Source organism: Mycoplasma sp. 1012, from assembly GCF_054343455.1.
This window is the reverse complement of sequence record NZ_JBTGVG010000027.1, coordinates 1-13,175: the sequence shown is the minus strand read 5'-3', so window position 1 is coordinate 13,175 and position 13,175 is coordinate 1. Positions and strand designations below refer to the sequence as shown.

Here is a 13,175-nt window from a genome sequence, read left to right as displayed (position 1 = left end):
TTAATAAGGCGAACAAAAAAACTTAACCTAATGTTAAGTTTTTTGTCCCACTTTAATTTCCGCATTTTTTCTTTATATTCGTTTTAATAAGATTATTTTCCAATACCATTTATTTCATTTTTTCTAGATAAAGTTATTGATCCTTCTTTTGTAACAAGTAAATCATCTTCAATTCTTGCTCCACCAAAACCTTCTATATAAATACCAGGTTCAACTGTAATAACCATTCCTTCTTCTAATACAAAATCACTTAATGATGAAACATTTGGTAATTCATGAACATCAATTCCAAGACCATGCCCTGTAGAGTGAACAAAATATTCACCATATCCTTTGGATTCAATATAATCTCTACATACTTTATCAACTTCAGAAGCTTTTATACCTGGTTTTACAAATTGTCTTCCAAGTTGTGCAGCTTCTTTAACAATTTGTAAAATTTCTTCTTTTTTAGGATCTACTTTTGAGTTATTAGGATTAAAAATAAATGTTCTTGTTATATCTGCTCCATAACCTTTATAAATAGCACCAAAATCAATTTTTAATAAGTCTCCTGACTTAACTACTGCAGAAGTTGGGTGGTGATGTGGAACTGCAGAATTAGCTCCCGCAGCAATGATAGAATCAAAACATTCTTTTTGTGCACCTTTTTCTTTCATTAAAAAGTTTAATTTTCTATCAAGTTCTTGTTCGCTTTGTCCTTCTTTAATTTCTTTTAGTAATTCATCATAAGCCTCTAGTGAAATATCAATAGCTTTTTTAATTAATTTTACTTCTTCTTCATCTTTTAGTATTCTAAGTTTTTGACCTGAAATTTCAACTATTTCACTGTTTGGAAATGATTTTTTTATTCTATTTAACTCAACAAGAGTTATATAATCAGCTTCAACTCCAATTCTTTTGTATTCTTTGCTTTTAGAAAAATTATCTCAATTTTCTTTGTTAAATAAAACTAATTCAGCATTTTTTACTTGTTTTTTTGCATATTCATAGTAACGTCCATCAACAAAAACATATGATTTATTTTTTTCCATCACAGTAATTCCATCTGTTGATTGAATTGTTGATAATCAAAGTCTTGTTTGTGGAGCAAATGAAATTATTGCATCTAATTTTTTCTCTGTTAATGTTATATCTAAATATTTTCTATTCATTTTTAACTTATCTCTTTTCTTATTTTTTTTCTTTATGTGATGTATGTTTGTTGCATTTATGACAGTGTTTAGACATTTCTAATTTTTCTGTCTGTGTTTTTTTGTTTTTTGTTGTTATGTAATTTTCCATTTTACATTCATTGCATCTTAAAGTAACACCTTCTCTTGGCATTTTTCCTCCTAATATAAAATAATAATTTAATTAATTTAATTTTAACAAAAAGAAGAAAATATTTTTAAAATTAAATTTTAATAAAAAACTCTGCATTTATAATAAAGCAGAGTAGAAACTAAAATTTAAATATAGTATTTATTCTTTTATAAAGGAAACACAAGGAAAATTATTTTTTTTCTTTATGTGATGTATGTTTGTTGCATTTATGACAGTGTTTAGACATTTCTAATTTTTCTGTCTGTGTTTTTTTGTTTTTTGTTGTTATGTAATTTTCCATTTTACATTCATTGCATCTTAAAGTAACACCTTCTCTTGGCATTTTTCCTCCTTATTGTATTTTTATAAATAAAAGATAAAAAAATTTTATCAAAAAATTCACATTTTTTTATTTTTTAATCTTTTTATTTTTGTAAATTTATATTTAAAATCATTTTTAATCTATAATAATATTATATAAGAAAGGAAAAGTTATGAAAATAATTCAAAAAAATAAAATAGCAAATTTCAACTATGAAATTTATGAAAAATATGAATGTGGAATTTCTTTACTTGGTTGAGAAATTAAATCCATAAGAGCTAACAATTTTAACTTAAAAAATTGTTATGCTACTTTTAAAAAAGGTGAATTATATTTAACTAACTTACATATTTCCTTATATATGGCCGTAAAAGGAGATGAAGAGAGAGAAAGAAAATTGCTTTTACATAAAAATCAATTAAAGAGAATTGAACTAAAACAAAAACAACAAGGATTTACTCTTGTTCCTTTAATGTTTTATTGAAATGATAAAAATAAAGTTAAAGTTGAATTAGCTTTAGTTAAAGGTAAAAATAAAATAGATAAAAGGATTTCTGAAAAAGAAAAAGAATTAGAAAGAACAATTAAAAAAATTATTTATTAAAAAATGCATAAATTTCAAAATTATGATAAAATAAAATTGCTTTTTTAATAAGAAGAAAAAAAATAAAAAATTATTTTGTTTTTTTAAAAAAAGTAGTATAATAATAAAGCATTATTATTTGCAATGCTAAATGCCGATTTAGCTCAGCGGTAGAGCAGCTGGCTGTTAACCAGTTGGTCGCAGGTTCGATCCCCGCAATCGGCGCCATGGCCCATTGGTGAAGCGGTCAACACACATGGTTTTCATCCATGCATTCACGGGTTCGAGTCCCGTATGGGTCACCATTTTTAGGAAGATTAGCTCAGTTGGGAGAGCATCGCCCTTACAAGGCGGAGGTCGTGGGTTCGAGCCCCTCATCTTCCACCATGCCGTCTTAGCTCAGCAGGCAGAGCAACTGACTTGTAATCAGTAGGTCGTAGGTTCGATTCCTATAGACGGCACCATCATGTTATTGGTTTAAAAAAAGGTTCGATTCCTTTTAACATGACCTTAAAATGCGCGAGTGGTGAAATTGGCAGACACGCTAGATTTAGGCTCTAGTGCTTTACGGCGTAAGGGTTCAAGTCCCTTCTTGCGCACCATATAATTTTTATAATTATCATTAAAGCAAAATTATTAAATTTTGCTTTTTATTTTGTTTTTTTAAAGTAATATTTATTATATGATTAAACTTTTATACAAAGAAAAAAATATAAGTTCATTTCAAAAAATAAAAAAATTTGCAAAAGAAAATAATATTAAAAAAATCGGTCATACAGGAACTTTAGATCCAATGGCTACTGGATTGTTGTTAGTTGCAACAGATGAAGATACAAAATTAATTAATTATTTAGATAAAAGCACAAAAACTTATATAACCACAATGAAATTTCACTTAGATTCAAATACCTTAGATATAGAAGGAAAAATTACTGAAATCAATTACACAAAAAAAATAGAATTAGCAGAAATTGAAGAAAAAATAAATTCTTTTATTGGTTGCTATATGCAAACTCCACCTATTTTTTCTGCTAAAAAAATCAATGGAAAAAGGGCTTATGATTTAGCAAGAGAAAATAAAAATATAGTTTTATCCAAATCAAAAGTTTGCATTGAAAAAATTAAAATCATAGAGTTCAATTATGAAAAACAAGAATTAACTTTTGAAACAACAGTTTCTAGAGGAACTTATATAAGAAGTTTAATAAGAGATATATCTAATAAATTAAATACTTCTGCCATTATGACCTCTTTAGAAAGAACAAAGTTAAGTAATTTAACTTTAGATGATCTTCATTTGGAACAAATAGATCCTTTGAGTATAATCGATAATAATTTGCCTAAATTTGTTTTAAATGATATGCAACTTAAAACTTTAGTAAAAGGACTTAATTTTGAAATAGAAGAAGATGATAAACAAGAAATTGTATTAATTTTTAATAATAAAATTGTTGGATTTGGTAGAATTTATAAACAAAAAATGTTTTCTAATAAACTTTTTGGAAATATAATAAATAAAGTTTTAAAAATGGAGTAAAAATGAAAAAATATAAATTAATTTCTTTTGATATAGATGGAACACTTTTACCATACACACAAAAAGATTTTTTTCCAGAAATCAAAAAAATGTTTGTTGATTTAAAAAAACAAGGAATAGTGGTTATTTTTTGTACAGGTAGAGAAATGATTACAATCGGTAATCTTCTTGATGAAGTAGAAGTAGATTACTTTTTAGGAGCTAATGGAGCATTTATTTTTGATTGCAAAAAGAAAAAAATTATTTATGAAGATAAAATAAATTACAATGATTTTATTACATTAAGTAATTTTTTAGATAAGGAAAATTGTGATTATAGTGTAATGACAGATAAATACGGTTATTTTTCAGAAGGTCATGATTTTAATAATTGATTTTTAAAAGATCACACCGCAAAATTTAAAAAATTAACTGATTTAGAGTTTGATCAAAATAACTTGCATATCATAACTGTAAAAAGTTCTGATCCTAATTTAATTTCTAAAACAGCCGATTTTTTAAAGAAAAATGATTTAAATCTTGAAATAAATTCCACATGATCAAAAGGTTTTTTTATTAGTACATTAAACAGTAATAAAGCTAAAGGACTAAAAGAATTAGGAAAAATTATAAACATTTCACTTCAAGAAATGATTGCTTTTGGTGATGGTTCAAATGACTATGAAATGATAAAAGAAGTTGGTTATGGAATTGCTATGGATGGTGCTCCGGATTTTGTTATAAAAGTTGCTAAAGATACAGCACTTTCTTCTGAAGAAAAAGGAACATATTTAAAACTAAAAGAATTAGGAATTATTTATTAATGACAAAAGTTATACTTTTCAATGATGACAATAACCAAGAATTGCAAGATTCTTGCTTTATTTTAGGATCTTTTGAATCTTTTCATAAAGGGCATTTAAAACTATTAGAAAAAGCAAAAGAATATAATAAAAAAATAACAATTTTACTTTTTGAAAATCCTGAAATTTTACCTAAAAATAATCAAAAGTTTTTTTCAGATTTATTTTCCAGAATTCAAGTTATTGCCAATTTAAAAATTAACTACATTTTACTTTTAAAATTTGATGAAAACATCAAAAATACTGACGGTTATGATTTTATTAATCTTTTAATTAAAAAAGGAGCAACTAAATTTATAATAGGTTCAGACTTTAAATTAGGAAAAAATGGTTTATTAAATGCACAAAAAATAAAAGATTATTTTGCAGATACTGAAATAGTAGAACTTTATAAAGAAAATGAAAGAAAAATATCTACTTCTTTTTTAAAAGAATTGCTAGTTAGTGGAAATTTTGAAGCAATTAATAAAAATTTAGTAGAAAATTTTTTCATAAAAGCTAAAATAAATTTTAAAAATGAAGTTTTCTTCCTTAAAAATCAAACTATTTTTCCAGCTGGAATTTACCTTTGTTATTTAATATGAAATGAAAAAAAATATCCAGTTATTCTTTGAAGGGATTTTGTTTTAAAAAAAGATAAAATCTTTTTCTTTGAGGGTTTAAAAGTAGAAATTGAATCAATAGAAATTGTTTTTATTGAATTTGTAAAACAAAAAAGAATAATCACAACAGAAATAGAAAATCAATTAACAACTAAAGAAAAAGAAGAAATTAAAAAGCTTTTTAGTTATTAAAAATTAGTTTTTTTATTAAAATAAAAGCATTTTTTTATTTCTCTTAATAAAATAAAAAATATGTAATATAATTTTAAAGTTATGGATTTAATTAAATATATAAGAGATGTTCAAGATTTTCCAAAAAAAGGAATCTTATTTAAAGACATTTCTCCATTACTTGCTAATGGGGAAGTTTTAAGATATGTGATAGATAAAATGAGTGAATTAAGCAAAGATGCAGATATAATAATTGGACCTGATGCTAGAGGTTTTCTTTTTGGAACTCCAGTTGCTGCTATGCTAAAAAAACCTTTTATTATGGTTAGAAAACCAAATAAATTACCAGGTGAAGTAGTATCTATGAATTATGATTTAGAATATGGTTCAAATGCTTTAGAAGTGCAAAAAGGAATGATTAAACCAGGGCAAAAAGCTATAATTATAGATGATGTTCTTGCAACCGGTGGAACAACAAGAGCTATTATTAATTTAGTTGAATCACAAGGAGCTACTGTTGAAAAAATTGTTCTTCTTATGGAATTAGAAGAACTAAAAGGTCGTGATATGCTAAAACCTTATGAAGTAGAATCATTAATAAAAATTTAAGATACTTTAACCAGCAAATTCTGGTTTTTTTATAATAAAATGTCTTAATTATTAATTTGAAATATTAAAAAAAATGATATAATTTTATATTATTTTAATTGGAAAGGATAAAAATGAAGATTGCTGGATATTGAAGAAGATTTTTTGCTAGTTGAATTGATACTTTTTTAGCAGTTATTACAGTTGGAGTAATGTTTGTAATACAAATTATTCAATTCTGTTCTGGAAAACCTACTTTCGGTATGAAAGTAACAGGGATAACTTATAGTTATGGTTCTGGAAGAATGTTAAGATTATTCTTATTTAAATTATTGTGAACATGTCTTTTACTTAGTTTTATTATAGATTTTTTCACAATTATTATGAAAAAAGGAACATTCCCTGAAATCTGAGCAGATAATTATATAGTTGTTGGCTTAAATTAATTATCAATTTATATAATTTTCAAAGCAAAATATTTTAAATAAACAAAAAAACAATAATAATTTCTTCCTATTTTGTAAAAATAGTGTATAATAATATTGTTTTATGGGGGGGTAGCGAAGCGGCCAAACGCGGGTGGCTGTAACCCACTTTCTAACGATTCGGGGGTTCGAATCCCTCCCCCCCCACCATAATGCCCCATGGCCAAGCGGTAAGGCAGCGGTTTTTGGTGCCGCGATGCGTTAGTTCGAATCTAACTGGGGCAGCCAATCAAAAATGACCTAAGAAGCAAAATACTTTGCTTCTTTTTTTAATCAAATTTAAAAATATGCTACAATTAAACTAATAAAATAAAAGAAAGAGATAAAAATAATGAATAACAATTTTAAATACATTATTAAAAATAAAAAAATTATTGTTAAAATTTTTAACACTATTTTTGTCTATAAATCAAGATTTTTTTAAACCTTATAATAATATTTATAAATAGAAAAAGGTCTTGAAAAAAGATCTTTTATTTTATTATTTTTATTAGGAGGAGAAAATGATTAAAATTTCAAATTTAAAAAAGTCTTTTAAAAACAAAAGAGTTTTAGATATAAAGGAACTAAATATAGAAAATAAACAAATTTTCTGTATTTTAGGTAAATCAGGAAGTGGTAAAAGTACTTTTTTAAACATAATTAGTAACTTAATCAATCCTGATTTTGGAACTATTACCTTTGAGAAAGAAAACCCAAAAATTGAATTTGTTTTTCAAGATTTTAACTTAATTGAAGATTTAAACGCTTTTCAAAATATAAAAATTTCTTTAAATGTTAATTCTGAAACTATTGATGAAAAAGAAATTATTGAGCTAGCAAAAGATTTAGAGTTAGATGAAACACTTTTAAAGAAAAAGGTTAAACTATTATCTGAAGGAGAAAGACAAAGAGTAACTATTCTTCGGTCTCTAGTAAGAGATTTTGATATTTTGCTTGCAGATGAACCAACAAGCAACTTAGATGAAGAAAATTCCCATAAAATTTTTGATATATTTAATAAAATATCACAAAATAAACTTGTTATTGTTGTTTCTCACGATATTGATCTAGTTAAAAAATATGCTGATAGCTATTATGACTTAAATGCAAAGGAATTTAAAAAGAATGAAGAGAAAACACCTACTCCAAAAGAAGAAATTTTTAATCACAAAATAAGTAAAAAAAGAAATAAATTCTATAAATTATTACCTGCTCCTTATTTAAGTTTAATTGACATAACTAAAAAGAAATACTCTTTCTTTATTTCTTTTATTATTATGTTAATAGCGATTTTAATAGTCCCTATTTTTATGCTATTTTCAAGCAATAATTTAGCTCTTAAAAATGAAAATACAAGATTTTCAGATTTTGATAAAGCGTTTATAACAAAACAAATTAATCAATCTTATGAACTTAATCCTGGAGAAAAAGAAAAAATAAAGCAACTAGAATCAATTAATTATAGTTTAGATACATATGATAATTATGTAGTAAAACTTGTAATTAACAACGAAAAAGAAATATTAAAATTTCAAACTATTGAAAATGACAACTTTTTTAAAGATAGGTTGAAGTATTTAAATATAGAAGGAAATTTTCCAGAAAATGAAAATGAATTTATAATTTCAGAAGAAATTGCAAAAAAATATAATTTAAAAATCAATGATAAGGTTAACGTAAATTTTGGCAATTTACAAAAGGAATTAACTATTAGTGCAATTAATAATTCTTTAAATTTTGAAAACAAAAACTTAAATTTCTTTTCTTCAAAAACCCTTTCTTCCTTTATTAAAACAAATGAAAATTATTTTTTTAAAGGTTTTTCACTAAGAAAAACTAATCAAATAACTAAATATAATGTTGCTAATGAAAATGAAATAAATATCAAGTCCTATTCTGTTATAAATGATACTGACCAAATAATTGAAGGTCAAAAAGCTAAATCATATGAAGAAATTAATTTAAGTAAAGAAATTAAAGAAAAATATGACGTGCAACTTAATTCGTTTTTAGAATTAAATACAGGATATAATGATTTTTTAGTTAAAGTTGTTGGTTTTTTTGAAAGCACTAATCCTGAACTCAAAACAACAGATAGTAACTTTAAATATTTTGCATCAGAATATCAACCAACTTTTACAATTTTTACAAAACCCAACTACGATACTAATCTTTTAAAAGAAGAATTAAAAGAAATTAATCCTTATTTAAAATTAACAACAAATAATTCCCAAGTTTATAAACAATTAGCAGTTGGTAATAATTTCATTGCCTACTTATTATTACTTTTAGTTATTGTTGTTTCTGCAATTAGTTTTATTACAATTATTCTTTTTTCTAAATTTTTAACAGATTCTAAAAATAGAGTAATTGGAATTCTAAAACTTTTAAAAACAAAAGTTTTAAATATATTTTTATACCATTCCTTTTCTTATCTTATTTTAAGTTTATCGGTTTTAATATTTTTAATTCCTTCATTTTTTGCTTCATTTTATCTTGTTATAAATATAAGTCCTGGATTTAAACTTTTAGAGATAAACTATTCATATTTTTTAAGTATTAGTTTACTTGTTTGATTAATAATAAGTGTTGGTTATTATTTATTTTATTTATTAATCTCATTTTTAACATACAAAAAAAGGGCAATTAATCTTTTAAGATAAAATATTTTCTAAAAAGAAACTATTTTGATAATAAAAACAAAATACAAATGCATAATTTAGAAATTCACCTAAAAGAAAATCAATATTTTGTTTTAGGTAAAAATGTTCTTTCATCCATAGATAGCAAAAATTTTGGTTATGTTTTGTATTCTCAAATTATTGCTAAAGTTATTTCATAAAATTAAAAGTTTAAGAAAGCAGGATAAAAATGCCTGTTTTCTTATTTTTTTATCAAAAACTTGCTTTTTTTTTTTTTTTGTAAAATGAAACTAATAAAAATAAAAAGAAAAGGAAAATATGAAAAAAATTAAATTTTTATCTTTAAGTACACTAACTGTTTTACCAGTTTCTGCTCTATTTATTGTTTCTTGCCAACAAACTAAAACTGAATCAGGAAATCAAACTAACCAACCAACTAATCCTGCTCCTGCTTCACCAGCACCTGTAAATACTGATCCAAATCCTGTAACACCAAAATCAACTACTCCTTCTGATTCTAATCCTAAAGATGGTGAAGATGACAAAGATTATGAAAATCAAATTAGTGATGAACATTTTGACAATAATGAAAATGATTCTGATTACTCTAAAGTAAAAGCATACAAAGAAAACGAAGTATCTAAAAAGAAAGCAATTTTTAAAAAAATTCTCGTTCCTTTTTATAAATGACAAGGAAATTCAGAAGAAGAAGCAAATAAAAAGGCAACTGAATTTATAAATAAAAGTACAAATCCAAAAGAATTAAAAGTTTTATGATACAAATTCATTCGTTCTCAACAAGTTAGAAATTTTGTTAAAACAGCAATTAAACAACGTTCCATTAGACAAATTGGAAAACTTTTAGCAAAAGAGATTTTCTATTCACTTAAAGAAGTTATAAAAAGAAAGAAACACTAAAAATATTAAAAATAAGGAAAATTCTAAAGGGATTTTTCTTTTTTTGCCAAAAACTTGCTTTTTTTTTTTTTTGTAAAATGGTATTATCATAAACTTAAAAAAGGAAAATATATGAAAAAAGCAAAAATTTTAACATTAAGTACACTAACTGTTTTACCAGTTTCTGCTTTATTTATTGTTTCTTGCCAACAAGCTAAAAGTGATAATAATTCAGAAACCAAACAACCTGCAACCCCAGAACAACCTGTTCCTACAACCCCTTCAAATGAAAATCCAAGTGAACCAGGTTCAAACATTCAAACAACCCCTGTAAATAACAATCCAGAAAACCCTGCTCCTGCAAATCCTTCAAAAACAACAAGTTCAAACGAAGAAACAGAAGAACAACCTTCTGATAGCGAATTTAAAGGAAATGAAAATGATTTTGATTATTCTAAAGTAAAAGATATAAAAGCTAATGAACTTTCAAAACAAAAAGAAATTTATAAAAAAGTTCTTGTCTTTTTCTATAAATCACAAGGGGATAATGAAGCAGAAGCACAAAGAAAAGCAAATGAATTTGTTAATGTAACTTCAGATAAAACTAAAGAATTAAAATTAAAATGATATAAATTCATTCGTTCCAAAGAAGTTAGATCTTTTGCTAAAACACTAGCAAAAACTGCTGCTAAGTCCGCAGGAAAAGAAATTGGTAAAATTATTGCAAAAGAACTTATAAAATCAATTAAAGAAATTTCTAGAAAGAAAAGACATTAATTTGAAGTTATTAATAACTTCATTTTTTTATTTCAAAAAATTTGGCACTCTTTTTATTAGACTGCCAAAAAATGTGCTATAATTTGTTTAGAAAAAAATAAAAAGGAGTGATAATATGAATTTTGAATATAAAGAAAACAAAAGCCCTTTAAAAGAATTTGGGAAAAACTTAACTGATTTGGCACTAAAAAATAAATTAGATCCAGTAATTGGAAGAGATGAAGAAATCAGAAGAATAATAACAATTCTTTCAAGAAAAACAAAAAATAATCCCGTTCTTGTTGGAGAACCAGGAGTAGGGAAAACAGCTATTGTTGAAGGTTTGGCAAGACAAATTGTTGAAGGTAATGTACCTGAAAGTTTAAAAAATAAGGAAGTATGAGAAATAGATTTAGCTTCTATAATTGCTGGTGCTTCTTACCAAGGTCAATTTGAAGATAGATTAAAAAAACTAATTAAAGAAATTGAAGATTCTAACGGTGAAATTATTGTTTTTATAGATGAAATTCATCTTTTAATTGGAACAGGAAGAAATGGTAATAACGCTATGGATGCTGCTAACATTATTAAACCAATTATGGCAAGAGGTGGAATAAAATTAATTGGTGCAACCACTCTTGAAGAATATAAAATTTATATCGAAAAGGATGCAGCACTTGAAAGAAGAATGCAAAAAATAGATGTAAGTGAACCTTCAATTGAAAGCACTATAACAATTTTAAGAGGAATTAAAAATAGAATGGAAAATTTCCATCAAATTAAAATTTCCGATGAGGCATTAGTAGCTGCTGCAAATCTTTCTTCAAGATATATTAGTGATAGATTTCTACCAGATAAAGCAATTGACTTAGTAGATGAAGCTAGTGCTACTTTAAAAGTAGAAACTAATTATCAACCTGAAATAATTGAAAAATTAAAACAAGAATTTGCAAAATTGAATATGGAAAAAATTTCTTTAAAAGGTTCAAAAAATGACGAAAACAAAGAAAAAATACAGGAATTAGACGAAAAAATAAAAGATTTAGAATTAGAAATAAAATCAAAAGAAAAAATCTTTAATGAAGAAAAAAACCAAACTTCTAAAATTGCTGAATTAAAAAATTATCTTGATGATTTAAAAAATAATTTTAAAATTTTTCAAAATGAAGGGAAATTTAAAGAAGCATCTGAAATTATCTATAATAAAATTCCAGCAGTGGAAAATCAAATTAAAGAAATAGAAACAAAAATAGAAAATAGCACTAATTCCTTTATAAAAGACGAAGTAACAGCTGAAGATGTTGCAAAAATTGTTTCAAAATGAACTAAAATTCCTGTTGCTAAATTAATTGAAGAAGATAAAGTTAAAGTATTAAATTTAAAAACTGATTTAAAAAATATAATCAAAGGACAAGACGAAGCAATTGAATTAGTTAATGCAGCTATTTTAAGATCAAAAGCAAATATAAATGATCCAGATAAACCAATAGGTTCCTTTATTTTCGTAGGTTCAACTGGAGTTGGAAAAACAGAACTTGCAAGAGCTTTAGCCCTTCTTTTATTTAACTCAGAAAAACAAATGATTAGATTAGATATGTCTGAATATATGGAAAAACACTCTGTATCTAAATTAATTGGTTCTCCTCCAGGTTATATTGGTTATGAAACAGGAGGACAACTAACTGAAAAAATTAGACAAAATCCTTATTCTATAATTTTATTTGATGAAATAGAAAAAGCACATCCTGATGTTATTAATATATTATTACAAATTTTGGACCATGGAACTTTAACAGACTCTAAAGGAAGAAAGGTTAATTTTAAAAATACTATCATTATTATGACAAGCAATATTGCAGCTCTTGAAATTCTAGATAATCCTAAAATTTCAATGGAAACAATTAAAGAAAAATTACTTGAGCATTTTAAGCCAGAATTCTTAAATAGAATTGATGAAATTATTAAATTTAATCCTTTATCAAAAGATGTTCTTAAAAATATTGCTAAACTTGAATTAGATAAATTATTAACTAGAATTAGAGAAAATACAGGATTTTCTATTGTTTGTGAAAATGAATTATTAAATTACATTGTTAATAATACAGATGTGTTAAACTTTGGTGCTCGCCCTATTAAATTATTTATTAAAAGAAATATAGAAACATTAATTGCAAATAGTATTATTAATAAAGATATTTCAAAAGAAAATATAAATATTTTAAGTGTTACTAAAAACTCTATTACTTGAAAAAAGGAATAAAAAAATGGCAGAGGTGACAGGACTCGAACCCATAACACACGGGGTTGAAGCCCGTTGTTCTACCATTGAACTACACCTCTACTAACAAAATATATTGTAGCATATTTTCCTTTTTTTGAAAATAAAAACTAAAATAACTTTAAACAGGTAAACAGGGACATAAATTTGGGACACCAAATTTATGTTTTTATTTAAGGAGAAAA

Annotated in this window: 14 protein-coding genes and 8 tRNA genes; 18 read left to right on the top strand and 4 right to left on the bottom strand. The window is 24.8% G+C overall.

Going from position 1 to position 13,175, the window contains the following annotated elements; all coding sequences use genetic code 4:
* Positions 1-92 precede the first annotated feature (92 nt).
* The 3 genes from ACXX89_RS03625 to rpmG (ACXX89_RS03615) all read right to left on the bottom strand — a co-directional run bounded on the left by ACXX89_RS03625 (position 93) and on the right by rpmG (ACXX89_RS03615) (position 1,648).
* Positions 93-1,154 (bottom strand): aminopeptidase P family protein, encoded by a 1,062-nt coding sequence (locus tag ACXX89_RS03625; RefSeq protein ID WP_436359003.1) that lies wholly within the window; start codon positions 1,152-1,154, stop codon positions 93-95.
* 19 nt (positions 1,155-1,173) lie between these two features.
* Positions 1,174-1,326 (bottom strand): 50S ribosomal protein L33, encoded by a 153-nt coding sequence (gene rpmG / locus ACXX89_RS03620; RefSeq protein ID WP_436359001.1) that lies wholly within the window; start codon positions 1,324-1,326, stop codon positions 1,174-1,176.
* Positions 1,327-1,495: 169 nt separating this feature from the next.
* Positions 1,496-1,648: a 50S ribosomal protein L33 gene (gene rpmG / locus ACXX89_RS03615; RefSeq protein ID WP_436359001.1), complete on the bottom strand. Its 153-nt coding sequence runs from the start codon at positions 1,646-1,648 to the stop codon at positions 1,496-1,498.
* Between the two features lie 151 nt (positions 1,649-1,799).
* On the opposite strand from rpmG (ACXX89_RS03615), the gene smpB reads away from it, so the two are divergent.
* The 18 genes from smpB to ACXX89_RS03525 all read left to right on the top strand — a co-directional run bounded on the left by smpB (position 1,800) and on the right by ACXX89_RS03525 (position 12,972).
* Positions 1,800-2,231, top strand: a complete 432-nt coding sequence (gene smpB / locus ACXX89_RS03610; RefSeq protein WP_436359000.1) for an SsrA-binding protein — start codon at positions 1,800-1,802, stop codon at positions 2,229-2,231.
* Positions 2,232-2,363: 132 nt separating this feature from the next.
* Positions 2,364-2,438: transfer RNA gene (locus ACXX89_RS03605), tRNA-Asn, on the top strand.
* A gap of 1 nt (position 2,439) precedes the next feature.
* Positions 2,440-2,515, top strand: a tRNA-Glu gene (locus ACXX89_RS03600).
* Positions 2,516-2,521: 6 nt separating this feature from the next.
* Positions 2,522-2,597 (top strand) — tRNA-Val (locus ACXX89_RS03595).
* A gap of 1 nt (position 2,598) precedes the next feature.
* Positions 2,599-2,674: transfer RNA gene (locus ACXX89_RS03590), tRNA-Thr, on the top strand.
* A 53-nt stretch (positions 2,675-2,727) separates the two neighbouring features.
* Positions 2,728-2,812: transfer RNA gene (locus ACXX89_RS03585), tRNA-Leu, on the top strand.
* 80 nt (positions 2,813-2,892) lie between these two features.
* On the top strand, positions 2,893-3,747 hold the full coding sequence (truB, locus tag ACXX89_RS03580) for a tRNA pseudouridine(55) synthase TruB (protein ID WP_436358999.1): 855 nt from the start codon (positions 2,893-2,895) through the stop codon (positions 3,745-3,747).
* 2 nt (positions 3,748-3,749) lie between these two features.
* Positions 3,750-4,550: a YcsE-related riboflavin metabolism phosphatase gene (locus ACXX89_RS03575; protein WP_436358998.1), complete on the top strand. Its 801-nt coding sequence runs from the start codon at positions 3,750-3,752 to the stop codon at positions 4,548-4,550.
* Complete coding sequence (locus tag ACXX89_RS03570) at positions 4,550-5,383, top strand: FAD synthase (protein ID WP_458557678.1); 834 nt, start codon at positions 4,550-4,552, stop codon at positions 5,381-5,383. Before ACXX89_RS03575 ends, ACXX89_RS03570 begins: the two co-directional genes overlap by 1 nt.
* An 81-nt stretch (positions 5,384-5,464) precedes the next feature.
* A complete protein-coding gene (locus ACXX89_RS03565) occupies positions 5,465-5,971 on the top strand; it encodes an adenine phosphoribosyltransferase (protein ID WP_436358995.1) in 507 nt (168 codons plus the stop codon).
* A gap of 113 nt (positions 5,972-6,084) precedes the next feature.
* The gene (locus ACXX89_RS03560) at positions 6,085-6,396 is read left to right on the top strand and encodes a hypothetical protein (RefSeq protein ID WP_436358993.1); all 312 of its coding nucleotides are present in this window, start codon (positions 6,085-6,087) and stop codon (positions 6,394-6,396) included.
* Between the two features lie 105 nt (positions 6,397-6,501).
* Positions 6,502-6,585, top strand: a tRNA-Tyr gene (locus tag ACXX89_RS03555).
* Positions 6,586-6,588: 3 nt separating this feature from the next.
* Positions 6,589-6,663, top strand: a tRNA-Gln gene (locus ACXX89_RS03550).
* A 275-nt stretch (positions 6,664-6,938) separates the two neighbouring features.
* Entirely contained in the window at positions 6,939-9,080 is a 2,142-nt protein-coding gene (locus ACXX89_RS03545; protein ID WP_436358992.1) for an ATP-binding cassette domain-containing protein, read from the top strand.
* A 47-nt stretch (positions 9,081-9,127) separates the two neighbouring features.
* Positions 9,128-9,259 (top strand): S26 family signal peptidase, encoded by a 132-nt coding sequence (locus ACXX89_RS03540; RefSeq protein WP_436358991.1) that lies wholly within the window; start codon positions 9,128-9,130, stop codon positions 9,257-9,259.
* 118 nt (positions 9,260-9,377) lie between these two features.
* Positions 9,378-9,977: a hypothetical protein gene (locus tag ACXX89_RS03535; protein ID WP_458557677.1), complete on the top strand. Its 600-nt coding sequence runs from the start codon at positions 9,378-9,380 to the stop codon at positions 9,975-9,977.
* 111 nt (positions 9,978-10,088) lie between these two features.
* Positions 10,089-10,733 carry a hypothetical protein gene (locus ACXX89_RS03530; RefSeq protein WP_458557676.1) on the top strand — a complete coding sequence of 215 codons (645 nt, stop codon included), beginning with the start codon at positions 10,089-10,091 and terminating at the stop codon, positions 10,731-10,733.
* 115 nt (positions 10,734-10,848) lie between these two features.
* On the top strand, positions 10,849-12,972 hold the full coding sequence (locus tag ACXX89_RS03525; protein ID WP_436358986.1) for an ATP-dependent Clp protease ATP-binding subunit: 2,124 nt from the start codon (positions 10,849-10,851) through the stop codon (positions 12,970-12,972).
* 5 nt (positions 12,973-12,977) lie between these two features.
* On the opposite strand, the gene ACXX89_RS03520 is transcribed toward ACXX89_RS03525, so the two are convergent.
* Positions 12,978-13,052: transfer RNA gene (locus tag ACXX89_RS03520), tRNA-Trp, on the bottom strand.
* Between the last annotated feature and the right edge of the window lie 123 nt (positions 13,053-13,175).